Origin of the sequence: Dermatobacter hominis, assembly GCF_020715685.1 — a bacterium.
GTDB classification, from domain to species: Bacteria; Actinomycetota; Acidimicrobiia; order Acidimicrobiales; family Microtrichaceae; genus Dermatobacter; species Dermatobacter hominis.
Window position 1 is genome coordinate 2,405,296 of the sequence record NZ_CP085840.1, and the last position, 23,022, is coordinate 2,428,317.

Sequence of the window (23,022 nt, forward strand, 5' to 3'; positions counted from 1 at the left end):
GCGGACCGACGCGACCGGCGACCGGACGTCAGAACCGGCCGTCGGCGAGGTCGCGGTAGAGGGCGGCCATCCCGTCGGCGGCGGCGTCGATCGTGAAGCGCTCGAGGAACTCCTGACGGGCGACGGCCGCACGATCTGCGGCGGCCGCCGGATCGGCGAGCGCCGCCTCGACGGCCCGGGCGAGGTCGTCGGGGTCGCCGGGCGTGGCCAGCACGGCGTCCCGACCGTCCTCGAGCACGCCGACGAGCCCCTCGAGCCGCGTGCTCACCACCGGGACGCCGACCGCCATGGCCTCGAGCACCGCGCCGGCCGCGCCCTCGACGAGCGACGAGAGCACGAAGAGGTCCGCGCCCGGCAGCAGCTGGGCGACGTCGTCGCGGCCGCCCAGCAGGTCCACGCGGTCGCGGTGGACCATGCGCGCCAGCGCGCGCTGCACGTCGGGCGTCGAGGCGCCGTCGGGACCGACGAGCACCAGGCGCACCCGTGGGTCGGCCGTGGCGACGCGGTCGAACGCCTCGATCAGCGTCACGTGCCCCTTGGCCGGGAACTGGCGGGCGACGTTCAGCAGCACCACGTCGTCGTCGCCGACCCCCAGGAGGGCGCGACCGGCGACCCGGCGCTCGGGGGTCGCCGGCGGGAACCGGGACGGGTCCCGGCCGCGCTCCACCACCCGGACACGCGCCGGTGGGACGTGCAGCGCGGCGATGCCGTCGTCGGCGACGCCGCGGGTGACGGCGTGGAACCGGCAGGCCGACACGCGGCCCGACCACTCGTCGATCTCCTTGACGATCCGCCGCTTCCACGGCGCGACGGCCGCGCCGGGGGCGTCCGCCGAGTACGTCGTGGTGGCCCAGGTGCTGAGCACCGGGACGCCCGTGCGCAGCGAGGCGAGGCGGGCGACGACGTCGGCCGCGAACAGCGTCGAGTGGACCACGGCGGGGTCCACGGCCCGGATGACGGTCCGCACCGCCGCGGTCCGGCGGGGGATGGCCGAGAGCGCGTCGGCGTCCTCTCCCTCCCGCGACAGGTCGTGCACCACGACGCCGATCCGCTCGAGGTCGGGCACCAGCGCCTGGCTCTCGTGCAGCACCGCCAGGTGCGGGCGGATGCCGCGCTCCACGAGCAGCGGGGCCAGCATGGCGAGCGACTGCTCGGCCCCTCCCCCGTGGACCACCCTCGGCAGCACCTGCAGGACGCGCATCCGGAGCAGTCTGCCCGCCGACGGGCCGAGACCGTCACCCCGTGTCGGGGGATGTCCGTCGGGGCAGCCGGACCGGCCATGATGCGGTCGTGGCCCGCGTGCTGATGCTCACGACCTCCCCGGATCGCCGGGGGGCCGAGGTCTTCGCGGTCGCGCTCGCCGAGGCGCTCGAGCCGCTCGGCCACCGCTGCACGCTGCTCGCCGTCCGCCCGGCGGCGGCCTCGAACCCCCTCCCGATCCCGGCGGCCGGCCGGTCGCGGTGGGACCCGGTGGGCCTGTCGCGCCTTGCGTCGGCGGCGCGCCGCCATGACGTCGTGGTCGGCCACGGCTCCGCCACCCTGCTGGCCGGCTCGCTCGCCGCCCGCGTGGCCCGCCGGCCGTTCGTGTACCGCAACATCGGCGACCCCGCGCAGTGGGGCGAGGTCCCGCTGGCCGCGGCGCGCATCGGGTGGCCGCTGCGGGGGGCCGCCGCCGTGACCGCGCTCTACGAGGGAGCCCGCGAGGAGCTCATCGGCCGCTACCGGCTCGATCCCCGCCGTGTCCGCGTGGTGCCGAACGCGGTCGACGCCGCGGGGCTCGGCGCGACGGAGCTGGACGCGACGGAGCTCGACGCGACAGGGCTCGGCGACACCGGTGCGGCGACGGCGGCACCGGCGGTCGGCCCGCTCGACCCCGACCTCGACCGGGTCGGCTGGCTCGGCGCGCTCGCCGAGGAGAAGCGGCCCGAGCTCGCGATCCGGGCGGTGGCCGGCGATCCCGGACTGGGCCTGCTGGTGGCCGGCGACGGTCCGCTCGCCTCGGAGGCGCGCCGGCTCGCCACGGAGCTCGCGCCCGATCGCGTGCGCTTCCTCGGCTCGGTCGGGCGGCCGCGGGACCTGCTCGACCACGTCGACGTGCTCGTGGTGCCGAGCCGCACCGAGGGGCTGCCGGCCGCGGCGATCGAGGCCGGGATGGTCGGCCTGCCGGTGGTCGGCTACGCCGTCGGCGGGATGCCCGAGGTGGTGCTCGACGGGGTCACCGGCGTGCTCCTGGACCCGCGCTCGGCCGACGGGCCCGACGCCCCGGCCGCCCTCGCCGCCGCGCTCCGGGATGCCGTGGCCCGGGGCGAGGAGCTCGGCGTGGCGGCCCGGCAGCGCTGCCTGGAGCGCTTCGACCTCCCCGTCGTCGCCGGCCTGTGGTCGGAGGTCATCGACTCGGTGACCTGACCCCCGCCCGGGCCTCACCCCCGGTCCGGTGGTGCTCCGGTCAGGAGAGGCCGCGGTGCTCGGCCCAGGCGAGGAACATCAGCACGTCCCACAGCCGGTAGCCGTGGTTGCGGGCGCCGGTGCGGTGTTCGTCCCACGCGGTGCGCAGCGTCGTCGGATCGAACCACTCCGAGGCCACCGGGCCGTCGAGCAGGTCCGACGCCCACCCCCGCAGCGGCCCGCGCAGCCACGCGTCGAGGGGGATCCCGAAGCCGGTCTTGGTGCGGTCGACGAGGTGGCGGGGCACGCTGCGGTCGAGCAGGCGCCGGAGCACCACCTTCGACTCGCCGTCCGAGGAGCGCATCGACATGGGCAGCGCGGCGGCGAACTCGACGATGCGCCGGTCGAGGAACGGGACGCGGCCCTCGAGGCCCACCGCCATCGTGGCCCGGTCGACCTTGGTCAGGATGTCGTCGGGGAGGTACGTGAGCAGGTCGACGGCCATCATCCGGGCCGTGCCGTCGGCGACCGCGGGCCAGCGCTCCGGGCGCTTGGCCAGGACCTCGGGGTCGGTGCCCCTCGGCACGACGGCCGTGGGGTCGGGCCAGTGCGAGATCACCCTGAGGTACATCTCCTCCGGCCCGCCCAGCACCGCGACGCTCGCCGCCTTCTCGACCTTGAGGCCGAGCTGCCGGGGGCGGACCCGCTCGGGGATCACCCTGCCGACGTCGTCCCAGCGGTCCGCGGGCAGCCGGTTCGCGATCCGGGCCGCGAGCCGCCGCGCCCCGATCGGCACCCGGCGGAGCCGTCGGTCGATCCCCGGGATCCAGCGGTAGCGGTTGTAGCCGCCGAACAGCTCGTCGCCGCCGTCGCCCGACAGCGCCACGGTGACGTGACGGCGTGCGAGCTGCGAGACGAGGAACGTGGGGATCTGCGACGAGTCGGCGAAGGGCTCGTCGTACACGACCGGCAGCAGGTCGACGACGGCGAGCGCGTCGGCGCCGGTGGCGATCAGCTCGTGGTGGCGGGTGCCGAGGTGCCGGGCGACGCGGCGGGCGTCGTCGGACTCGTCGAAGCCGGAGTCGGGCGACCCGATCGTGAACGTCGCGACCGGGCCCGACGCGACCGCCTGCATGGCAGCCACGATCGTCGACGAGTCGATGCCGCCCGACAGGAACGCCCCGACGGGCACGTCGGCGACGAGGCGGCGCGACACGCTCGACGCCAGCAGCTGCTCGAGCTCGTCGACCGCCTCGGTGATCGACCCCTCGAACGGTCGGGCCGCGGCCTGCTCGACGACCTCGGCGTAGGACCAGTAGGCGACCGGCTCGCCCACGGAGCCGTCCGCCTCGACCACCACCGTGCAGCCCGGCGGCAGCTTGCACGCGTCGCGGAAGATCGCGAGCGGCGCGGGCACGTACTTGTAGCGCATGAGCCCGCACACGGCGTCGGCCGAGATCGTCCGGTCGAAGTCGGGGTGCGCGGCCAGCGCGTCCAGACCGGAGGCGAACACGACGGCCCGTCCCGCGGTGCCGTAGTACAGCGGCTTCTCCCCCACGCGGTCCCGGGCCAGCGTGAGCCGCCGCTCCCGCCGGTCCCACACCGCGAAGGCCCACATCCCCTCGCACCGCTCCAGGGCGCGCCCGAGGCCCCAGGCCGCGATCGCCTCGACCAGGACCTCGGTGTCGGAGTGGCCCCGGAGGCGGACCCCCTCGGCGACCAGCCGACGGCCGAGCTCGCGGTGGTTGTAGACCTCGCCGTTGTAGGCCAGCACCCAGCGGCCGTCGGCCGAGGTCATCGGCTGGGCGCCGGCGTCGCTGAGGTCGAGGATGCTCAGCCGACGGTGGCCGAGCCCGACGCCGGCCGCCGGATCGACCCAGGTCCCGTGCCCGTCGGGGCCCCGGTGCGCGACCTCGCCCGCCATCGCCGAGGCGATCGCCGCGAGCTCGTCGCCCGTCGACGATCCGGTCGGGTCGAGGAGGCCGGCGATCCCGCACATCAGCCCGCGGCCTCCGCGTACAGCTCCTCGATCCGGCGGACCGCCACTCTGGCGTCGAAGCGGCCGGACCGCTCGGCCGCCGCAGCGCCGAGCCGTCGCCGCAGCGCCGGGTCGTCGGCCAGCTCGACGATGGCGTCGGCGAGCGGTCCCACCCGCCCCGGCGGGACCAGCCGACCGATCGACTCGTCCACCACCTGGGGCACCCCGCCGACCGCGGTGGCGACCACGGGCAGGCCCAGCGCGCACGCCTCCATCAGCGCGACGGGCAGGCCCTCGACGTCGGACGAGAGGACGAACACGTCGAACGCCGACATCACGGCCGGGGCGTCGGGGACGTGGCCGAGGAACGAGAAGCGGTCGCCGAGGCCGAGCTCGTCGCGGCGGGCGACCAGCTCGTGCTCGAGGGGACCGTGGCCGAGCGCGACGAACCGGACGCCCTCGCGGCGGTCGACCACGTGCCGGGCCGCGTCGAGCAGCAGCGGGTAGTTCTTCTGCGGTCGCAGGTTGGCCACCGCGCCCACCAGCACCTCGTCGTCGGTGAGCCCGAGCTCGCGACGGACCCGTCCGCGCTCCCCGGCCCTGCTGCGGACGCCGTCGAGCTCGACGCCGTGCACGAGCAGCTCGATCCCGCTCCGCAGGCGCGGTGGGGCGGAGTCCCGGGCCGCCGCCGACACCGCGACGTGCCGGTCATCGAGCCCGTAGGTCAACCGGTTCGCCGCGCGGGTGACCGCTGCGTAGTCGGACCACGAGTTGTGCTCGGTGTAGACGAGCGCAGGCCGGTGTCGCCGGGTCCGGAGGGCCGGACGGAGCACCGCCGCCACCATCGGCGAGTGCACGTGCACGACGTCGATGCGCAGCTCGTCGACGAGGCGCAGCACCCGCAGCACCCAGCGCGGATCCTCGGGCCGGCCCTTGCCGACGTCGACGCACGGCACCCCCGCCGCCTCGAGGTCGGCGCGCAGCGAGTTCGGTCGCTCGACGAGGTAGCCGACGATGAAGTCGAAGCGGTCCCGATCGGCGACGCGCGCGTGCGTGAGGAGGAGGCGCTCCATCCCTCCGGGTCCGAGGCCCTTGGCGAGCCACAGCACGTGGGTGCGCTCACCCACGGGCACCGCCGGCGGCCCGTGACACGGACAGCGCGTCGAGCAGCGCGCCCACGACGCGGTCGACGTCGGCGTCGGTCATCACCGAGCCGCTCGGAAGGCACAGCCCGCGCCGGAACAGGTCCTCGGCCACGGCGCCCCCCTCGACCGGCACGCCGGCGAACACGGGCTGCAGGTGCATCGGCTTCCACGCCGGCCGCGCCTCGATGTCGCGCTCGTCGAGGGCGCGGCACACGTCGAGCGGGGCGACGCCGAGCGCGTCGTCGAGCAGCACGACGGTGAGCCACCCGTTCACGTCACCGCGCGGGTCCCACGGCATGAAGGAGACCCCCTCGACCTCCGCGAGCGCCTCTCGGTAGCGGGCGTTGACGGCGTGGCGCCGGGCGACGAGGTCGCCCAGGCGCGCCAGCTGGCCGCGGCCGAGGCCGGCGAGCAGGTTGGAGAGGCGGTAGTTGAACCCGACCTCCTCGTGCTCGTAGTGCAGCACCGGTCGACGGGCCTGCGCGGCGAGCGACCTGGCGCGGGCCATGTCGTCCGCGCTGCCGACCAGCGCCCCGCCACCGCCCGTCGTCATGATCTTGTTGCCGTTGAACGAGAAGGCTCCGAGCTCGGCCCACGCGCCCGCGGAGCGGCCCTGCCAGGTCGCGCCGAGGGCCTCGGCCGCGTCCTCGACGAGCAGCACGCCGTGGCGCTCGCACAGCGCCGCGATGCGGTCGAGCTGGGCGCACTGGCCGTACAGGTCGACGACGATCACCGCGGCCGGAAGCCGCTCGCCCGCCGCCTCACGGCGCTCGAGCAGGTCGGCGAGCAGGTCGGGGTCCATGTTCCACGTCTCACGCTCGGCGTCGACGAAGCGCAGGTCGGCGCCCACGTAGCGGACCGCGTTGGCGGGGGCCACGAACGTCAGGTCCGACACGACCACCTCGTCGCCGGGGCCGATCCCGTTCATCACCAGCGCCAGGTGCAGCGCAGCGGTGCCGCTCGACAGGGCGGCCGCCGACTCCGCACCGCACAGCGCCGCCAGCTCGCGCTCGAAGGCGTCGACCTCGGGCCCGAGCGGCGTGATCCAGTTCGAGTCGAACGCGGCGAGGAGCGCGTCCCGCTCGAGCGGCCCGACGTCCGGCGGTGACAGGTAGATCCGACCCACGGCCGCCGAGGGTACAAGGCACCTCGGAGGAGGGCGATGGGGCAACGACCCCGCCCCGGAGGGGTCGGACGGATCACGTCGGCCGGTGTGGGGACGTGGCAGCATCCGGTCGTGGACCGACCGTACCGGGGCAAGCGGATCGTGGACCTCGGCGTGCTCGCGCTGGTGGCCGGGCCGGCCCTCCTGATCGGCGCGGCGTGCGCGCTCGCGGTGCGGCTGACGTCGCCGGGACCGGTCTTCTTCCGCCAGGAGCGCGTCGGGAGGGACGGCGTCACGTTCCAGGTGTGGAAATTCCGCACGATGGTGGCGGGCGACAACCCGGTGTTCCCCGACGCGAGCCGCATCACCTCGGCCGGACGGGTGCTGCGGCGCACATCGCTCGACGAGCTCCCCCAGCTGATCAACGTGGCACTCGGCGAGATGAGCGTGGTCGGGCCGCGGCCGACGCTGCCCTACCAGGTGGCCCGCTACGACGACCACCAGCGCCGACGCCTGGCCGTCCGTCCGGGCCTCACCGGCCTGGCCCAGGTGTCCGGGCGCAACGCGCTGTCGTGGGGCGACCGCATCGACCTCGACGTGCGCTACGTGGAGACCCAGTCCGTGCGCACCGACCTGTCGATCATCGCCCGCACGTTCTCGACGATGCTCTCCGGTGAGGGCGTCGAGGGCCACCCGCAGGACGACCCCCTCGCGGCGCCCGAACCGACCGACGAGGCGACGCCCGGGTGACCGAGCTCGTGGTGGTCGGCGCCGGCGGCCACGGCCGCGAGGTGTTCGACGCGGCGACGGCCGCAGCGCGGGCCGGCACGGCCGACTGGGACGTCGTCGGCTTCGTCGACGACGGCGACGTGGACCTCGGGCGCCTCGAGCGGCTCGGGGTGGCCCTCCTCGGCGACCTGGGCGCGCTGCTGGTGCGGCCGACCGCCTACGCGATCGGCGTGGGCACCCCCGAGGTGCGGGCACGGCTCGCGGCGCGCCTCTCGGCCCTCCCGGCCGACCCCGCGACCGTCGTGCACCCGGGGGCCCACATCGGTCCCGATGTCGAGCTCGGGGAGGGGGTCGTCGTCTTCGACCGCACGACGATCACGACCGACGTCCGGATCGGGCGCCACACCCACCTCAACGTGGGCTGCGCTGTGCAGCACGACACCGTCGTCGGCGACTTCGTGCAGTTCAGCCCCGGGGTGTTCGTGAACGGCGACTGCGTGCTCGGCGACCACGTCTTCCTCGGCACCGGGGCGATCGTGACGCGCGGCTGCACCGTCGGCGCCGGTGCCCGCGTCGGCGCCGGCGCGGTGGTGCTCGCCGACGTCGAGCCCGGCACCACGGTCGTGGGGGTGCCGGCGCGCCCGCACTGAGCGGTCGGCGCAGCGGGACGTCTCGCCGGCTCGAGCGGGCTCAGCCCCGGCGGGCCCGGCCCTGGGCGGCGGCGGGGAGGAGCAGCGGGGCGACGGCGCGCAGGTAGCGGAGCGACCGGCGGGACGGCCCTGCGACCACGAGGCCCTCGATCGTGAGGCGGCGGAAGGGCTGGGGCGACCGCCGGTGCAGCGCCATCCAGCGCCGCTCGCGGCGCGTGGGCTCGCCGTGGCCCAGCCAGTCGAGGCCGCTCCGGAGCTCGGGCGGCAGGAAGCCGCGTGCCTCGCGGGCGGGGGCCAGCGCCGACCACGAACGCAGGAGCCGCAGCACCTCGGCCCGGTCGACCGTGCCGTCGCCGAGCTGCAGGAGGTCCCGCAGGTTCGACCCCCGCGGGGTCGGCGAACCGAGCCCGACGTGGACGAGCGCGTGCGCCAGGTGGAGCTCGGGCGGCAGCGTGGGCAGATCGACGCCACCCAGCTCGAGGTCGGCGCGGGGCGACCACAGGGAGTCGGGGTCGACCAGCACGCCCCACGGACCGGTGGCGACCGTGCGGTGGAGGTCGATCTCCCAGCCACGAGGGCTCCGCAGCGTCACGCTCTTGGCGACCTCGGTCTCGTAGCGCCGCCCGACCGGTCGGAAGGCACGCTCGTACCCGGAGACGGCGAGCACGTCCGCCGCCCGCGGCAGGTCCGGCCCGCGGACGAGGAGGTCGACGTCGCCGAACTCGCGCCACGCCGGGTCCGGGTAGGCGGTGTGCGCGAGCGCCGGTCCCTTGAGGACCCGGAGGTCGATCCCGGCCCCGGTGAGGAGCGCGGCGACCCGCAGCAGCTCGGCCTCGAGCACGAGGGCGACGCCGGCGCTCTCGCGTTGCGCCGAGGCCAGGCGCTCGACGGCGGCGGGCGGCACGACCACCGCGCCGGCGTCGACCGCCGCCAAGGCGAGGCCGACGACGCGATCGGCGACCGCGCCGGCCACGAAGCGGTCCGCGCCGGGGTCGTCGAGCACCGGCGGCTCCGGGTCCCGATCGGACGGACCGTCGACGACGCCGTGGCCCACGACGGCGGTCCGAGCCCGGTCGACCGCGCTCACGCGGCGTCCCCGTCGACGTCGAGGATCGCGACCCCGGCCCCGACCAGCAGCTCGACCGCGGCGCCGACGCCGCCGTCGACCGGCGCGCCCTCGGGGGGCCCCGCTGCGGTCGCGGCGCGCACCAGCTCGGCCGAGGACGCACCGGCCTCGCCGAGGAGCAGCCACACCGTGCCCGCCGCGCCCGATGCGAGGACCGGGGTCGTCGCGCCGGGCGCCAGCAGCAGCACGCCGTCGTGCACGCGCCGCCAGAGCACCCGCGGGTCCCGGCGCACGGTCCGGCCGGCGCCGCTCATGCCAGGGCCCCGCCGTCGTCGCCCGACGGGTCGTCGACCGCCGGGGTCCGGGAGATGGCGGCGCCCACGAGCACGGCCGCCGCGTCGAGGGCCAGGAGCAGCACCGCGCCGCCGAGGGCGTCGGGCCCCGACATCGACATGATCGCCCGGCTGCCGGCGAGCGCGGTCGTGCAGTGCACGCCGGCCACGAGCGCCAGGCCCGCGCCGGTCAGCGGGCGCCGGTAGCCGAGCAGCAGGGGCGCCACGAGCACGGCGCCCACGGCCGAGGCCGTGCACATCGGCGCCACCCGCTCCGCGGCGCCGACCCACGCCGCGCCCGCGATCAGCGTGACCAGCACCGCCGTGCCGACCGGGCCCGGCGACACGCCGCGACCCTTGCGGACGATCGCGACGGGGACCAGGCACAGCCCGGCGGCGAGGGCGGGCTCGGTGTCGGGGACCGACGCCCAGATGCCGGCGAGCGAGACGATCGCGAGCACCCAGGTCCACGGGCCGAGCGGGTGGGGCGGGGCGCCGTCGTCGGCCGGGGCGACCGCCACGCCGGCCACGACCGCCCACGGGAACCAGTGGGCGACGCCCACGATCACGGTGAGCAGGGCGGCCGCGCTGAGCACGAGACCGGGCACCCGGTCGCGGAACACCTTCGGGCCCCGCCGGTCGACCACCGCCAGCACCGTGCCGATGGCGAGCGCGATCGCCGCGAGCACGAGGTGATAGCGCTCGATCACCCCTGTAGGGTGCCAGCCGCAGCCCCGAACCGGGGCACGGCGGTACCAGGGGCGAGCGAGGCAGAGGGTCCGGCAGGCATGCACATCGTGGTCACCGGTGGCGCGGGGTTCATCGGCGCCAACCTCTGCACCCACCTCCTCGCCCGACCCGAGATCGAGCGCGTGAGCGTCATCGACGACCTCTCCACCGGGTTCCGGACGAACCTCGACGGCGTCGACGTCCGGCTGCGCGAGGGTTCGATCCTCGACCCGGACGCGCTGGACGAGGTGATCGGCGACGCCGACGCGGTGATCCACCTGGCGGCACGGGGCTCGGTGCCCCGGTCGGTCGCGGACCCGCTCGCGTCGCACCACGCCAACGCCACGGGCACGCTCCAGGTCCTCGAGGCGGCCCGCCGGGCGGGCGACGTGCAGGTGGTGGTGGCGTCGTCCTCGTCGGTCTACGGCGCCAACCCCACCCTGCCCAAGGTCGAGGACATGGTCGCCCGGCCGATGAGCCCCTACGCCGGGTCCAAGCTCGCGGCCGAGTCGTACACGATCGCCTGGCAGCACACGTACGGGATGCCCACGTTGGCCTTCCGCTTCTTCAACGTGTTCGGCCCGCTGCAGCCGGCGTGGCACGACTACGCCGCCGTGGTGCCGGCGTTCGTGTCGGCGGCCCTGGCGGGGCGTCCGCTGCCCGTGCACGGCGACGGGACGCAGTCCCGGGACTTCACCTACGTGGCGACCGTGTGCTCGGTGCTCACCGACGCGGTGGTCCGACGGGTCACCTCCGACGTGCCGGTCAACCTGGCGTTCGGCACCCGCACGTCGCTGCTCGACGTCATCGCCACCCTCGAGGACCTCCTGGGCCATCGGCTGGAGGTCGCGCACTCGCCGTCCCGGCCGGGCGACGTCCCGCACTCCCAGGCCGACAACGGCCGTCTCCGGGAGCTGTTCCCCACGGCGGCGCCGGTCCCCCTGCGCGACGGCCTCGCCGCCACGCTCGAGTGGTTCCGCACGCAGCCGACCGAACCGGTGCGCTCGTCGTCCTGACCGGCGCCCGGCGCCGTCAGGCGACGTCGGTGACGCTGTCGTCGGAGGCGCGCAGGTCGACGACCAGCGGTTCCACCGGCTCGACGCCCAGCACGTCGGCGGGCGACACCGCGTCGACGGCCACGCGCTTGATCATCGGGTGGCCCGAGGGCACGGGCACCTCGCCCTCGGCGAACAGCACCTCGCTCAGCTTCTCGCCGGGGCGGAGGCCGGTGTAGACGATCTCGACCGGCCGGTTCGACTCGGCGATCAGCCGCTTCGCGAGGTCCGCGATCCGGACCTGCTCGCCCATGTCGAGCACCATCACCTCGCCGTCGCCGCCGATGGCCCCGGCCTGGACGACGAGCTCGCACGCCTCGGGGATCGTCATGAAGAACCGGGTGACGTCGGGGTGCGTGACCGTGACCGGGCCGCCGCGCTCGATCTGGGCCCGGAACAGCGGGAGCACCGAGCCGCGGCTGCCGAGCACGTTCCCGAACCGGACGCTGATGTAGGTCCCGTCGAACCGCCGGCCGGCATCCGCGGTCAGCTGCTCGGCGAGCCGCTTGGTGCGACCGAGCACCGACGTCGGCTCGGCGGCCTTGTCGGTGGAGATGTTCACGAAGTGGTCGACGCCGTGCGCGCCCGAGAGCTGCAGGAGGTTGGCGGTGCCAAGCACGTTCGTCTTGAACCCCTCCTCGGGGTGCAGCTCGAGCAGCGGGAGGTGCTTCAGCGCCGCGGCGTGGAAGACGACCTCGGGCCGGTGCTCCTCGAAGACCTCGGACATCCGCTCGTGGTCCCGGATGCAGCCGACCACGATGTCGCGGGTCTCGAGCAGGCCCCGGCCCTCGAGCGAGATCTGCACCGCCTGGAGCGCCGACTCGTCGCGGTCGAGCAGCACGAGCGACGAGGGGGCGAAGCGGTGGACCTGCCGCGCCAGCTCCGAGCCGATCGAGCCGCCGGCCCCCGTGATCAGGACGCGCCGGCCGGTGACGTACCCGGCCACGGCGTCGATGTCGAGGGTGATCTCGCGCCGTCCGAGGAGGTCGGCCTCGGTGAGCGGGCGGATGTCGGCGACGCCGAGCGGCGAGCCGAACAGCTCGGCGACGGCCGGCAGCACCAGGGTGCGCAACCCGGCGGCCTCGCCCGCCTCGGCGAGCTCGCGCACCACGTCGCCGGACGCCGACGGGATGGCGATCACGAGGGCCGTGGCACCGGTCCGCTCGGCGGCGGCCGCGATGTCCTCGCGGCTGCCGACGACCGGCACGCCCCGGACCCGAAGGTTGGCGAGATCGGCGTTGTCGTCGAGCACGGCGACCGGCCGGAACGGCCCCGAGCCCTGCATCGAGGTGACGATCTGGAGCCCGCCGTCGCCGGCGCCGAACACGAGGACCGGCTCCCGGCCGTCGTCCTGGCGGCGGTTCCAGCGCTCGAGCTGCGCCCGCCAGCAGAAGCGACCGCCCATCATGACGGTGAGCCCCAGGCAACCGCCGACCAGCGTGGAGCTCAGCGGCAGCGGGCGCCCGCCGAGCAGGTTGGCGAGCACGACCAGCGGGGTCACCAGGGCCACGACCTTCACCAGGCAGGCCACCTCGTCGAAGGTGCCGTAGCGCCAGCGGTGGACGTAGAGCCCGAGGGAGCGCCCGATCAACGCCTGGGCCAGGGTGGCGACGACGCCGAGCCACAGCACCCCGACGACGTCGACCTTGGACCAGGTGAGCTCGTAGCGGACGAACGTCGCCGCGAGGAGGCCGACCATCCAGCCGAACCCGTCGAACCCCCACTGCAGCACGAACCGGTGCCGCACGGTGTACTCGTTCACTGACCGCCCCTTCACCCCGTCGGCTGGCCCCATCGCCCGACGCGAGGATCAGTGAAACACCTTCAGGTTTCGATGACAAGGCGGAAGAACCCCTACGCCAGGGTCCTGTCGGATCACCCACCGTCGATGTACGAGAGGTGGTTCTGCTCCCGTTGACGCGCGGTGCGGGTGGGCTCACACTGGAACGTCGCCCGATGAGGGCGGAGCACGTACGCGGCCGCGGTGGCCGCCAGTCCGGGGGCGACGGAGATGGCACGGATCCAGGGCCGAGTGGTGATCATCGGGCAGGGCTACGTGGGTCTCCCGCTCGCCGTCCGGGCCGCCGAGGCGGGCTACGACGTGATCGGCTTCGAGACCGACGCCCGCAAGGTCAAGCTGCTCGACGCCGGCGTGTCCCACGTGGAGGACATCTCCGACGAGCGGCTGGCCGGCGTCGTGGCGGCCGGGCGCTACCGGGCCTCGCTCGACCCCACCGACCTCGAGGGCTTCGACGTCGCGGTCGTCTCGGTGCCCACCCCGATGGGTGACGGCGTGCCGGACCTGTCCTACATCGAGTCGGCGGCCGCCACCGTCGCCCCGCGGATCAGCCCGGGATCGTGCGTGATCCTCGAGTCGACCACCTACCCGGGCACCACCGAGGAGCTGGTCGGCCCGATCCTCGAGGCGGGCTCCGGCCTGCGGGTCGGCGAGGACTTCCACCTCGGCTACTCCCCCGAGCGCATCGACCCCGGCAACGAGACGTGGCGGCTCGAGAACACGCCCAAGGTCGTCTCTGGCGTGGATGCGGCATCGCTCGACGCGGTGAAGGCGTTCTTCGACCGCGTCGTCGACCGCACCGTCCCCGTCTCCGGCACCCGCGAGGCCGAGCTCACGAAGCTGCTCGAGAACACGTTCCGCCACGTCAACATCGCGCTCGTGAACGAGCTCGCCGTGTTCGCGCACGACCTCGGCATCGACGTCTGGGAGGCGATCGACGCGGCGTCCACCAAGCCGTTCGGCTACATGCGCTTCACGCCCGGTCCGGGCGTCGGCGGACACTGCCTGCCCATCGACCCGAGCTACCTGTCGTGGCAGGTGAAGCGGTCGCTCGGCCAGGCCTTCCGGTTCGTCGAGCTCGCGAACGACGTGAACGAGCACATGCCGGACTACGTCGTCCGCCGCTGCCAGGCCCTCCTCAACGACCTGTCGCTGAGCGTGAAGGGCAGCGACGTCGTGCTCTTCGGCCTGGCCTACAAGGCGAACACCGGCGACGCCCGGGAGACGCCGACCCGCGGCGTGGTCGAGGGCCTGGTCGCCCTCGGGGCGAACGTCTCGATCGCGGACCCCCACGTGGCCGACCACCAGTTCCCCGAGGGCGTGGCGCGCGTCGCGGGCACGCCGGACGACGTGGCCGCCGCCGACCTCGCCGTCTACCTCGTGGACCACGACGCGTTCGACGGCGACGCGCTCGCCGCCACCGACACGCCGGTGCTCGACACCCGGCGGGTCCTCAAGGGCGCGCGGGTCCACTACCTGTGAGCGACGCGGCGGGCACGGGCACCGGCGCCGCCGGTGCGAGCGGGCTGCGCGCCCGGCTCGTGCCCGCCGGTCGGACCGCGGTCAAGGGCGCGGCCGCGGCTGCGGACCTGCTGCGGCGCGACCGGGCCGGGGTGACGGTGCTCATCTACCACCGGGTCGGCCTGCACCTGCTCGACGGCGGAGGGGCCGGGCAGATGGACGTCGACCCGGGCGACTTCGACCGCCAGGTGGCCTGGCTCGCCGCGAACCGGCGCGTCCTGTCGCTCGACGAGGCGCTCTCGGAGCTGTCGGGCCCGACCGACGGGGCCGGACCCGACCGCTCGGCGGTCGTGCTGACCTTCGACGACGGCACGCCCGACTGGGTCGAGCACGCGCTGCCGGTACTGGAGCGGCATCGGGTCCCGGCCACCTTCTACGTCGCGACCCGGTTCGTCGACGAGCGGGAGGAGCTGCCGGGCGGCGGTCGGCCGATCACGTGGGCGGCGCTGCGCGAGCTGGACTCGTCCGACCTCGTGACCGTCGGGTCCCACACCCACGGCCACGTCCTCCTCGACCGCCTGGCGCCGGGCCGCGTCGACGAGGAGCTCGACCGATCGGTCGACCTGCTGGGCGAGCACCTCGGCTCGGCGCCCGAGCACTTCGCCTACCCGAAGGCCGTGGCCGGCTCGCCGGTGGCCGAGTCCGCGGTGCGGCGACGGTTCCGCTCCGCCGTGCTGGCGGGGACCCGGGCCAACCGACCCGGCCAGGACCCGCACCGGCTGAACCGGTCGCCGGTGCAGCGGTCCGACGGCGAGCGCTGGTTCCGCCGCAAGGTGGACGGCGGGCTCGCGCTGGAGGACGACCTCCGCCGGTCCGCGAACCGCGTCCGCCACCGCGGCCGCACCACGTGAGGCGGCGCCCGTGACCCGGCTCGTCCACCTGACCACCGCCGACATCAGCCTCGAGCTGCTCCTCGGCCCGCAGCTCTCCGCCTTCCGGGAGGCCGGCTACGAGGTGATCGGGGTGAGCGCGCCCGGCCCGTTCGTCGAGCGGATCGAGGCTCGCGGCGTGCGGTTCGTGCCGCTCCGCCACGCCACCCGGTCCATGGCGCTGGGCCGCGACGCGCGCGCCCTCGCCGAGCTCCGCGACCTGTTCCGGGAGCTGCGGCCCGACGTCGTGCACACCCACAACCCGAAGACCGGGGTGTACGGCCGGCTCGCCGCCCGGGCCGCCGGCGTGCCGGTGGTGCTCAACACGGTGCACGGCCTGTACGCGCAGCCCGGCGACGCCCTGCCGAGGCGCGCCGCGGTCTACGGCCTGGAGCGTGCGGCGTCGACGTGCTCGCAGGCGGAGCTGGTGCAGAACCCCGAGGACCTCGCGACGCTGCGCGACGTGCTCCACGTCCCACCCCGGAAGCTGGTGCTGCTCGGCAACGGCGTCGACCTGGAGCGCTTCGGCCGCGACGACGGGTCGGACGCGGTCCGCGCCGAGGTGCGGGCGGAGCTGGGCATCCCCGAGCGCGCCGTGGTCGTGGGGGCGGTCGGCCGGCTCGTGCTCGAGAAGGGCTACGCCGAGCTGCTCGCCGCCTGGTCCGACGTCGTCGCCCGCCATCCCGAGGCCGTGCTGGTGGTGGTCGGGCCCCAGGAGGCCGACAAGGCCGACGCCGTCCCCGCCGAGCTCCTCGACCGGGCCCGGGCCGACGGCGTCCGGTTCCTCGGCATGCGCGACGACGTCGAGCGCCTGTACCGGGCGCTCGACGTCTACGTGCTGGCGTCGCACCGCGAGGGCTTCCCGCGATCGGCGATGGAGGCCGCCGCCTCGGGGCTCGCCGTCGTGGCCACCGACATCCGCGGGTGCCGCCAGGTCGTCGAGCCCGGCCTGACCGGCGAGCTCGTCCCGGTGCGCTCGGCACCCGCCCTGGCCGCGGCGATCGCCGGACTGGTCGTGGACGGCGGGCGACGGCGCGCGTACGGGCTCGCCGGGGCCGAGCTCGCCCGGCGCCGGTTCGACCAGCGGGCCGTGATCCGCACCACCCTCTCGACATACGAGCGGCTGCTCGGCGCGGCGGGGCTCGAACCGCCGCGTGGAACAGCGGGGCTCGGACCGCCCGGTGGGGCGGCGGCGTGAGCGCGGCGGCCAACCCCCTCGGGACGCGACCCTTCCACGTGCTCGTCGTGTGCACGGCGAACCAGGCCCGCTCCCCCCTCGGCGAGGTCATCGCCCGGGAGCTGCTCGACCGGCGTGGCATCGACGGGTGGGTGAGCTCGGCCGGGTTCCGCCGCGCCGGTCGCCCGGCTGCCTCGGGCAGCGTCGAGGTGGCGGCAGCCCGGGGTCTCGACCTCTCCCGCCACCTGAGCCGCACCGTCGACGAGCGCCTCGTCCGCAGCGCCGACCTCGTCGTGACGATGCAGGCCGACCACGTCCAGGACCTGGCCGCGATGTTCCCCGGCAGCGAGGTGTCCACGATGGCGCTGCGCGAGCTCGCCATTGAGGCCCGCACCGGGCCGATGGACGTCGACGCCGTGCACCGGTGGGTGCGCGAGACCGCCGGCGCCCGCTCGCCCCTGGAGCTCGCGGCGCGCGACGACCTCGACGTGCCCGACCCGATCGGCCGCGACCTCGACCACTTCCGCCGCGCCGCCGACGAGATCGACTCGCTGTTCCGCCGCGTGTTCGACACCTGGTTCGGCGGGGCGCGGTGAGGTTGTCGTCAGGTCATCTCGGCGAGGAGCTGGACGCGTGGACGTATGAGGTCATCGAGCCGGTCGGCCTCTGCGTGCGCCCACGACCCGGGATCCGGGACCGTCGACGTCACCGACCTGGCCCGGTCGAGCGCCTTCTGATCCTCGTGCAGCATCCGGGCGACGTCGCCTGCGTCGGTCGGCCGATCGCCGACCCACCCCGCCACGTCGAGTGCGACGGCCGGCCACTGCTGGATCATCGATTCGTATCGGACGATCCGGAGCCGTCCATCACCGGCGAGGCGGATGAACGCGTCCACGGCCACCGCCCAGACCCCGACGATGAACGAGCCGAGATCGAACTCGTGACCAGCGTCCCGGAGGAGTCGTTCGCACTGCGGAAGCGTGGGGACGAGCTCCGCGATCGGCACGCCGGTCGTCGGTGGCGCAACCGCAGCGGACCGGAGAACGGCGACCGGATCGCGCACGATGCCGAGGGCCGACGCTCCGGGGAACAGATCCAGGAGCTCGGGGGCGAACTCGCTCATCGTGCTCGGCCACTTGATCCCCAACGCCTTGCCCCGGTCCGCGGCGAACCCAGCGAACCAGCTGACCAGATCCGGCAGCACAGGGGCCGGGAGCAGGTCGGCGCGCATGGCCCGGAGCGCGGCGGTCAGCACTTCCGGTTCCCTGAGCACGACCACGGGCGAGAGCGCCTCGATCGCACGAGCGAGAAGCGTCGAGCCGGATCGTCCGACGTGGAACACCAGAAGCAACGGCTGGCCCGGGCCGCCGACCGCTCCGAGCTCGCCGATCGGTTCCAACCGGGCGTGCGGGGCCGTCCGGGCGAGCGCACGGACGGTGTCGGAGAAGAACGGCAGCTCGAGGTCGGCGGTCGTCCCGTCGGCCACGCAGACGTGCGCGAAGTCCGCATCGAAGCCGACCGGCAGGTCGTTCGGTTGGCGGGCGCCGGAGCTCACCAGTAGACGACGTCGGTCACGACGAGCACACGAGGGACGTCGAAGTCGACCAGCTCTGCGGGGATCCTCGGCCAGTGCTCGATCGGGCCGGGAAAGATGATCCCGCCGGGGACGACCGCGCCCGACTCCCAGGTGCTCGTGCCCGCCGACGCCCGGGCCAGCGAGGCCCACGGGTTCCGCAGCACCGTGCCACCCTCCTCAGCTGACCCGACGCCCGTCGGCGTCTGGAGCGTCACCACGGTGGAGAACGTCGCAGGCTGGTGCGTGTGGACCCACCACCTTCCGGGTCGGAAGTCGGCGACGGACTCGAACAGGACCCCCCTGGACCTGCAGAACCGGCGCCCGTCGGTGAGGTCGCGGGACGTCGCAGCGACGATCCGGTCGGTCGCTCCCAGGAGCTCTGCGTGGAAGCGCTGCCACTCGATGCGATCGGAGTCCTGGAGGTCGTCGCGGGTCTGCCGCCCGGGGACGTCGGGCACCGTGTACTCGCCCGCTCGTCGCTGGATGTCGGCGATCAGCTCCGGCACATCGGCGGCGAGCCCGTCCAGGTCGATCCGCCACACCGGCACGGCCCAGGGCGTCCGTTCGACCACCTCGCACGCACGGTCCCCGACGCGGACCGTGCGTCGCCCGGCCTCCCGGCACTCAGTAGTAGTGGACATCGGTGACGAGGAGCGTCCGAGGGACGTCGAAGGCGCCCGGGATGGTGGGTCGCTGGGGGAAGTGCTCGAGAAACCCTGGGAACACGACCATGGAGAGCGGGACCGGCGGCACGTGGACATAGGTGTCCATCCCGTACCGTCGCAGCAGGTGGTTCTGCGGGTTGCGCAGGACCAGGGCGCCGGCGCTCGAGTCGTCGCCACCGCCGACCGTCGGCACGGAGATGAACATCGCGCTGGTCAGCGTCGCGCGGGCGTGCGAGTGGAGCGCGTGTTCCTCGTCCTCGAACTCGTCGGAGGAGTCGTAGCGGATCCCCCACGTGAACGAGCGACGCTCCACCCAGGGCGGGCTGAAGCCCTGGGCAATCGCATCGCACACGCCCTCCACCGTCGACCGGTAGAGGTCCCAGCCTGCTCCCTCGAGGGACTGCAGGTCGTTGCGGGTCATGCTCCCGATCACATCGGGCACGGTGTGGGCCGCGAGGCTCCGGTCGACGCCGTCGACCAGCTCGGGGAGCACCTCTGCGAGGTGGGCGCAGTCGATCGTCCACACCGGGACGGGGAACACGTCGTGGCGTCGGAGCCGCCCGGCGTCGGGCCCTTCCGGATGCGACTGCGCCACCGGGCCGCTCATCGGAACGCCGGCCCGAAAGCGTGGAACGACAGGCCGTGGATGCCGTCGGGGAACACCACGTCGACGTACGAGGGCCACAGGTGGCAGCTCCCGGGGAACACCTCCACGACCTTGTCCGCAGCCGGCAGCACGAGGCGGGCCGTGGACGTCCCGAGCCCCACGAGCCCGGTGAGCTTCCGGGTCGAATGCTGCGAGTCCATGCCGAGTCCGGCGTCACGCGACGAGGCGCCCTCGTCGAGCACCAGCCTGGCGGGTTCCCCCACCTCGACCGCATAGCGGAGGTCGAAGTGGAAGCACTGCGTGTTCGCCTCGATGATCAGCTGCTGGATCGTTCCGAGGAGCTTGCCGTCCAGCGCCGGGTCGAGCCGATCCTCGCCGTCCGCCGCCGCTCGACCGAGCTCTGCGACCTCCTCGGCAGTGAAGCAACGGGCCGCGGACACGACCGTGTGCACCGACGGGTTGGGCATCGGCGGAAAGGGTCCGAGGACGGAACCCACCGACGTCATCTCGTCACCGGAACGCTGGACCATGCACCCATCCGATCAGAGCGAGGCGGGTACCGGTCAGCACGGGCGTGACGACGTGCCGCAGGTACGACGGGAAGACGACGAGCTCCCCCCGGGTCATCTCCGCGCTGTGACCGACCTCCGGGAACACGAGCGCTCCCCCTCGGTAGTCCGAAGGGTCGCTGAGCTGGAGCACGAACGTCAGCTTGCGCGTCGACTGCGACGGACCCACGTCCTGGTGGGCGCGGAAGTGGTCGTTCGACCCACCCTCGTAACGCACCACGGACGGCAGGTCCGCCACCTCGAACGACTCGACGTCCACCCTCGGACCCTCGGCGTTCAACTCGGCGATCCCGAGCGACAGCTTCCGCAGCGGCCAGGAATCATCGAAGGGAAGCGTCTGCACCGCAGCCGAGCGGACACGCTCGTTCTGGTACCCGGACCCCGGCTCTCGATGGTCGACGAGCGCGGCCGGTGTCCAGCGGTCGTCATCCAAGACGGCGAGCGTCCGCTCGCAGTCCTCGTCGGAGAAGACCGGGCGGCTCCGCACGTCGGAGTACGACCGGTTCGGCGGCGGTCCGAGTTCAATCCTGAACGGCACCGACCGCTGCCCTCTGGTCCTGCGGAAGCCCGAGGCCCGGCCGTCGGTCGAACCGCTCGTCCCGGTATGGACCCTCTGCGTCGACGAAGTGGAGGAAGCACTGCAGGTACCAGTCGTCCTCGAGCGGCCGCCGCCAGTGCAGGACGTCGTTACCGCGGTAGACGACGGCGTCACCCGGTTCGAGCACCACCGAGCGGGACGCTTCGGCGTCCTTCCGGAACCACAGCGGCCACTCCGACGGACCCGACGACGCGATGTGCAATGACATGCTGTGCTCGCAGGCCGGTCGGTCCCGATGGGCGACCAGCTCCTGGCCGCGGCGGTACAGGCGGGTGAACGTGTAGGTCGGCACGACCTCACGGCCGACGACCTCGCTCACGACCGGGACCAGCATCGGGAGGAGTGCGTCGAAGACGGGCGAGCCGTACACCTTGTAGGAACCCGGCACCTGGCTGTCGATCGACAGCGAGCCGGTCTCGCCGAGCAGGCCGAACTGCTCGTACAGAAGTCGTACGGTCGCGTCGGGCAGCAGGCGCGGCAGCACGACGTACCCGTCCTGCGGGTAGGCGGCCGTGGTCGAGACCCCCATCAGCGGGATCCGACTCGGCCGATCTCGACGAGTCCCGCCTCGCCGAGCTGCACGATCGCGGCGCGGAGCTCGTCGGGTGCCAGCGAGCACCGTTCCGCGAGCTCGTCGATGTGCGACGCGCCGTCGAGGAGCGCGCAGAGGGCCGGAACGACATTGCGGTGGATGGCCATCGACTGCATGTTGCCCGCGATGTGGATGACATCGCCCCGCAGCTCCGACGTCCGGACGAAGACCATCCCTCCGGGGAGCCGGACGCGGAGCGTCGCACCCCGGAGCCCGTCCGTCACGGCGTCGAGGGTGGTGATGGGACCGGTCCGGGGGAAGGGCGTGATCTGCGAACGGAAGTACCCCAACCCGTGCTCGAGGTCGGAACGTTCGATCTCGGCGGTGAGCCGCTCCGGAGGCACGGAACCGAGCACGTCGATCAGGTTCGCACGCCGGATGCTGTAGGTCAGGTGCACCGAGGACTCGTCGACGAAGCCGTTGACCCGGTGCGGCCAGCCACGGGGGATGTAGACGGCCCAGCCGGGTTCGAGGATGCCCGACCACGCCACCTCGCCGGACGCATCGTCGACGACGACCTGGCGGATGGGGGCGAGCGCGCCAGGGAACGACACCTCCCAGTACTTACGGCCGTGGGCCTGGACGATCAGCACGTCGTGATCATCCCAGTGGGAGCCGAAGCCCTGGGCGAGCCCGGCGCTGACATACGTGTTGATCTGCGTGGGCGCGCGGAAGGCGGTCGCGATCACGTCGACCAGGAGCGCCCAGTCCGAGCCAACCTGGGTCTCGGACTGGTTGAGCACCAGCGTGCGGCCGGACCGGACGGCATCCGCGACGGCGAAGGGGTTCGCCCGGCCGACCGGGTCCGGCGCGGTGTCGCGCGCCTTGAACTGCTGGGGGAGCTGGACCGGCAGGCCATCGGCCGGGTCGACGAGCGAGGCGCGCCAGGAACGCAGGTCTCCGCCCGCGAGGTACGCGTCGACCGCTCCCGCGACATCGGCGAACGGCAGTTCCGTCGCCCCGACGTCGAACGCGCTGGCCCGGGCGCCGCCGAGCGACGTGGTCGCCTCATCGACGTCCCATCCCGGCACCATCGAGGCGAGCGCGGCGACCGCCGCGGTGCGTGATCGCTCGGCGGCCTCGTACAGCGCCTGCTCCTCCGCGTCACCGCCGCTCGGCGTCAGCGAGAGAACGGTCCCCCGCGCACCGAGATCGCCGGTGATCGCAACGCCCCGAGCCGCCGCGACAGGGTCGACGGACTGCTGCACCTACGTCGTGGTGATCGTGACGTTGATGTCGTTGACGCGCACCGCGTTGCCGGGCTGATCCGGCAGGCTCCACGGGACGACGATCGGCGAGGTGTTGTTCGGGGACACGTTCGCACCGATGGCGAGGTTCCCGCCCGGCAGGTTGCCGAAGAAGGCGGGCGTGACCGGCCCGAACGTTCCCCCGGTGACGCGCGCCCGGTTGTAGGGCGGATCGACGATGAACGTCACCGTGCCGTCGACTGGGTTGCCGTCCGCTGGTTCCCCCTGGGGGAGCAGGAACACGGCGTTGCCGGCCGCGCCGAGCGGCGCGGTGTACTGGATCGGCGCGTTGTTCGACGGACCCCCGCTGTTGATGGTCCAGGCCGGGTTCGACACCGCGTTGAAGGCGTTGGTTCCCCCCGCGTTGCCCGGGCCCTCGACGTTGACGTCGAAGGTGATGGTCGTGTTCGTCGAGGTGCCGGCGGCGGCGTAGTCCGGCACGACGCTGAGACCCGAGATCGAGGGTGCCGTCCACGCTGCGGCGGCGACCGCCGCAGCGGCACCCGTCTTCGCCAGCATGGACCGGCGGTCGAGGCCGCCCGGCTCGTCGACCTCCGGCTCGTCGCCAGCGGAATGCACGGTGTCGTCGTTCACGTTCCTCGGCCCCCAAGATCTCTGATCGGCGTTCA

At 74.1% G+C, this 23,022-nt stretch carries 24 protein-coding genes; 8 read left to right on the forward strand and 16 right to left on the reverse strand.

From position 1 onward, the window contains the following. Nucleotides 1-28: 28 nt before the first annotated feature. A complete protein-coding gene (locus tag LH044_RS11275) occupies nucleotides 29-1,201 on the reverse strand; it encodes a glycosyltransferase family 4 protein (RefSeq protein ID WP_227755684.1) in 1,173 nt (390 codons plus the stop codon). An 89-nt stretch (nucleotides 1,202-1,290) separates the two neighbouring features. Here LH044_RS11275 and LH044_RS11280 point away from each other — a divergent pair, with 89 nt between their 5' ends. Beyond that, nucleotides 1,291-2,406, forward strand: a complete 1,116-nt coding sequence (locus LH044_RS11280; RefSeq protein WP_227755685.1) for a glycosyltransferase — start codon at nucleotides 1,291-1,293, stop codon at nucleotides 2,404-2,406. A gap of 40 nt (nucleotides 2,407-2,446) precedes the next feature. On the opposite strand, the gene asnB is transcribed toward LH044_RS11280, so the two are convergent. Genes asnB through LH044_RS11295 form a run of 3 tightly spaced genes read right to left on the reverse strand, consistent with a single transcriptional unit; the run spans nucleotide 2,447 to nucleotide 6,634 of the window. Then, nucleotides 2,447-4,384 (reverse strand): asparagine synthase (glutamine-hydrolyzing), encoded by a 1,938-nt coding sequence (gene asnB, locus LH044_RS11285; RefSeq protein ID WP_227755686.1) that lies wholly within the window; start codon nucleotides 4,382-4,384, stop codon nucleotides 2,447-2,449. Continuing rightward, entirely contained in the window at nucleotides 4,384-5,490 is a 1,107-nt protein-coding gene (locus tag LH044_RS11290) for a glycosyltransferase (protein WP_227755687.1), read from the reverse strand. Before LH044_RS11290 ends, asnB begins: the two co-directional genes overlap by 1 nt. After that, nucleotides 5,483-6,634 (reverse strand): DegT/DnrJ/EryC1/StrS family aminotransferase, encoded by a 1,152-nt coding sequence (locus LH044_RS11295; protein WP_227755688.1) that lies wholly within the window; start codon nucleotides 6,632-6,634, stop codon nucleotides 5,483-5,485. Before LH044_RS11295 ends, LH044_RS11290 begins: the two co-directional genes overlap by 8 nt. A 111-nt stretch (nucleotides 6,635-6,745) precedes the next feature. Here LH044_RS11295 and LH044_RS11300 point away from each other — a divergent pair, with 111 nt between their 5' ends. Continuing rightward, on the forward strand, nucleotides 6,746-7,363 hold the full coding sequence (locus LH044_RS11300) for a sugar transferase (RefSeq protein ID WP_227755689.1): 618 nt from the start codon (nucleotides 6,746-6,748) through the stop codon (nucleotides 7,361-7,363). Continuing rightward, on the forward strand, nucleotides 7,360-7,992 hold the full coding sequence (locus LH044_RS11305; protein WP_227755690.1) for a NeuD/PglB/VioB family sugar acetyltransferase: 633 nt from the start codon (nucleotides 7,360-7,362) through the stop codon (nucleotides 7,990-7,992). The genes LH044_RS11300 and LH044_RS11305 overlap by 4 nt, the downstream gene beginning before the upstream one ends. A gap of 40 nt (nucleotides 7,993-8,032) precedes the next feature. On the opposite strand, the gene LH044_RS11310 is transcribed toward LH044_RS11305, so the two are convergent. Genes LH044_RS11310 through LH044_RS11320 form a run of 3 tightly spaced genes read right to left on the reverse strand, consistent with a single transcriptional unit; the run spans nucleotide 8,033 to nucleotide 10,100 of the window. After that, nucleotides 8,033-9,079 (reverse strand): nucleotidyltransferase family protein, encoded by a 1,047-nt coding sequence (locus LH044_RS11310; RefSeq protein ID WP_227755691.1) that lies wholly within the window; start codon nucleotides 9,077-9,079, stop codon nucleotides 8,033-8,035. Continuing rightward, a complete protein-coding gene (locus LH044_RS11315; protein ID WP_227755692.1) occupies nucleotides 9,076-9,372 on the reverse strand; it encodes a hypothetical protein in 297 nt (98 codons plus the stop codon). The genes LH044_RS11310 and LH044_RS11315 overlap by 4 nt, the downstream gene beginning before the upstream one ends. Continuing rightward, entirely contained in the window at nucleotides 9,369-10,100 is a 732-nt protein-coding gene (locus tag LH044_RS11320) for a hypothetical protein (protein WP_227755693.1), read from the reverse strand. Before LH044_RS11320 ends, LH044_RS11315 begins: the two co-directional genes overlap by 4 nt. 78 nt (nucleotides 10,101-10,178) lie before the next feature. Between LH044_RS11320 and LH044_RS11325 the strand changes: the two genes are divergently transcribed. Continuing rightward, nucleotides 10,179-11,135, forward strand: coding sequence for an NAD-dependent epimerase/dehydratase family protein (locus tag LH044_RS11325; protein WP_227755694.1), 957 nt, complete (start codon nucleotides 10,179-10,181; stop codon nucleotides 11,133-11,135). 16 nt (nucleotides 11,136-11,151) lie between these two features. On the opposite strand, the gene LH044_RS11330 is transcribed toward LH044_RS11325, so the two are convergent. Further along, nucleotides 11,152-12,936: a polysaccharide biosynthesis protein gene (locus tag LH044_RS11330; protein ID WP_227755695.1), complete on the reverse strand. Its 1,785-nt coding sequence runs from the start codon at nucleotides 12,934-12,936 to the stop codon at nucleotides 11,152-11,154. Nucleotides 12,937-13,185: 249 nt separating this feature from the next. On the opposite strand from LH044_RS11330, the gene LH044_RS11335 reads away from it, so the two are divergent. From LH044_RS11335 to LH044_RS11350, 4 genes are read left to right on the forward strand one after another with little or no spacing between them, the layout of a single operon-like run. Beyond that, the gene (locus LH044_RS11335) at nucleotides 13,186-14,454 is read left to right on the forward strand and encodes a nucleotide sugar dehydrogenase (RefSeq protein WP_227755696.1); all 1,269 of its coding nucleotides are present in this window, start codon (nucleotides 13,186-13,188) and stop codon (nucleotides 14,452-14,454) included. Then, nucleotides 14,451-15,344: a polysaccharide deacetylase family protein gene (locus tag LH044_RS11340; protein ID WP_227755697.1), complete on the forward strand. Its 894-nt coding sequence runs from the start codon at nucleotides 14,451-14,453 to the stop codon at nucleotides 15,342-15,344. The genes LH044_RS11335 and LH044_RS11340 overlap by 4 nt, the downstream gene beginning before the upstream one ends. 10 nt (nucleotides 15,345-15,354) lie before the next feature. After that, a complete protein-coding gene (locus tag LH044_RS11345) occupies nucleotides 15,355-16,560 on the forward strand; it encodes a glycosyltransferase family 4 protein (RefSeq protein WP_227755698.1) in 1,206 nt (401 codons plus the stop codon). Next, nucleotides 16,557-17,135: an arsenate reductase/protein-tyrosine-phosphatase family protein gene (locus LH044_RS11350; RefSeq protein ID WP_227755699.1), complete on the forward strand. Its 579-nt coding sequence runs from the start codon at nucleotides 16,557-16,559 to the stop codon at nucleotides 17,133-17,135. The genes LH044_RS11345 and LH044_RS11350 overlap by 4 nt, the downstream gene beginning before the upstream one ends. Before the next feature lie 8 nt (nucleotides 17,136-17,143). Here the strand turns inward: LH044_RS11350 and LH044_RS11355 are convergent, their stop codons facing one another. The 8 genes from LH044_RS11355 to LH044_RS11390 form a co-directional block, all read right to left on the reverse strand. Continuing rightward, a complete protein-coding gene (locus tag LH044_RS11355; protein WP_227755700.1) occupies nucleotides 17,144-18,094 on the reverse strand; it encodes a sulfotransferase family protein in 951 nt (316 codons plus the stop codon). After that, nucleotides 18,091-18,687: a hypothetical protein gene (locus LH044_RS11360; protein WP_227755701.1), complete on the reverse strand. Its 597-nt coding sequence runs from the start codon at nucleotides 18,685-18,687 to the stop codon at nucleotides 18,091-18,093. The genes LH044_RS11355 and LH044_RS11360 overlap by 4 nt, the downstream gene beginning before the upstream one ends. Nucleotides 18,688-18,739: 52 nt before the next feature. Beyond that, on the reverse strand, nucleotides 18,740-19,375 hold the full coding sequence (locus tag LH044_RS11365; protein WP_227755702.1) for a hypothetical protein: 636 nt from the start codon (nucleotides 19,373-19,375) through the stop codon (nucleotides 18,740-18,742). A gap of 8 nt (nucleotides 19,376-19,383) precedes the next feature. Further along, nucleotides 19,384-19,854, reverse strand: coding sequence for a hypothetical protein (locus tag LH044_RS11370; RefSeq protein WP_227755703.1), 471 nt, complete (start codon nucleotides 19,852-19,854; stop codon nucleotides 19,384-19,386). A gap of 43 nt (nucleotides 19,855-19,897) precedes the next feature. Next, a complete protein-coding gene (locus tag LH044_RS11375; protein ID WP_227755704.1) occupies nucleotides 19,898-20,299 on the reverse strand; it encodes a 2OG-Fe(II) oxygenase in 402 nt (133 codons plus the stop codon). A 178-nt stretch (nucleotides 20,300-20,477) separates the two neighbouring features. After that, nucleotides 20,478-21,083: a phytanoyl-CoA dioxygenase family protein gene (locus LH044_RS11380; protein WP_227755705.1), complete on the reverse strand. Its 606-nt coding sequence runs from the start codon at nucleotides 21,081-21,083 to the stop codon at nucleotides 20,478-20,480. Continuing rightward, a complete protein-coding gene (locus LH044_RS11385; protein ID WP_227755706.1) occupies nucleotides 21,083-22,354 on the reverse strand; it encodes a JmjC domain-containing protein in 1,272 nt (423 codons plus the stop codon). Before LH044_RS11385 ends, LH044_RS11380 begins: the two co-directional genes overlap by 1 nt. Next, a complete protein-coding gene (locus LH044_RS11390; RefSeq protein ID WP_227755707.1) occupies nucleotides 22,355-22,987 on the reverse strand; it encodes a hypothetical protein in 633 nt (210 codons plus the stop codon). Nucleotides 22,988-23,022 lie beyond the last annotated feature (35 nt).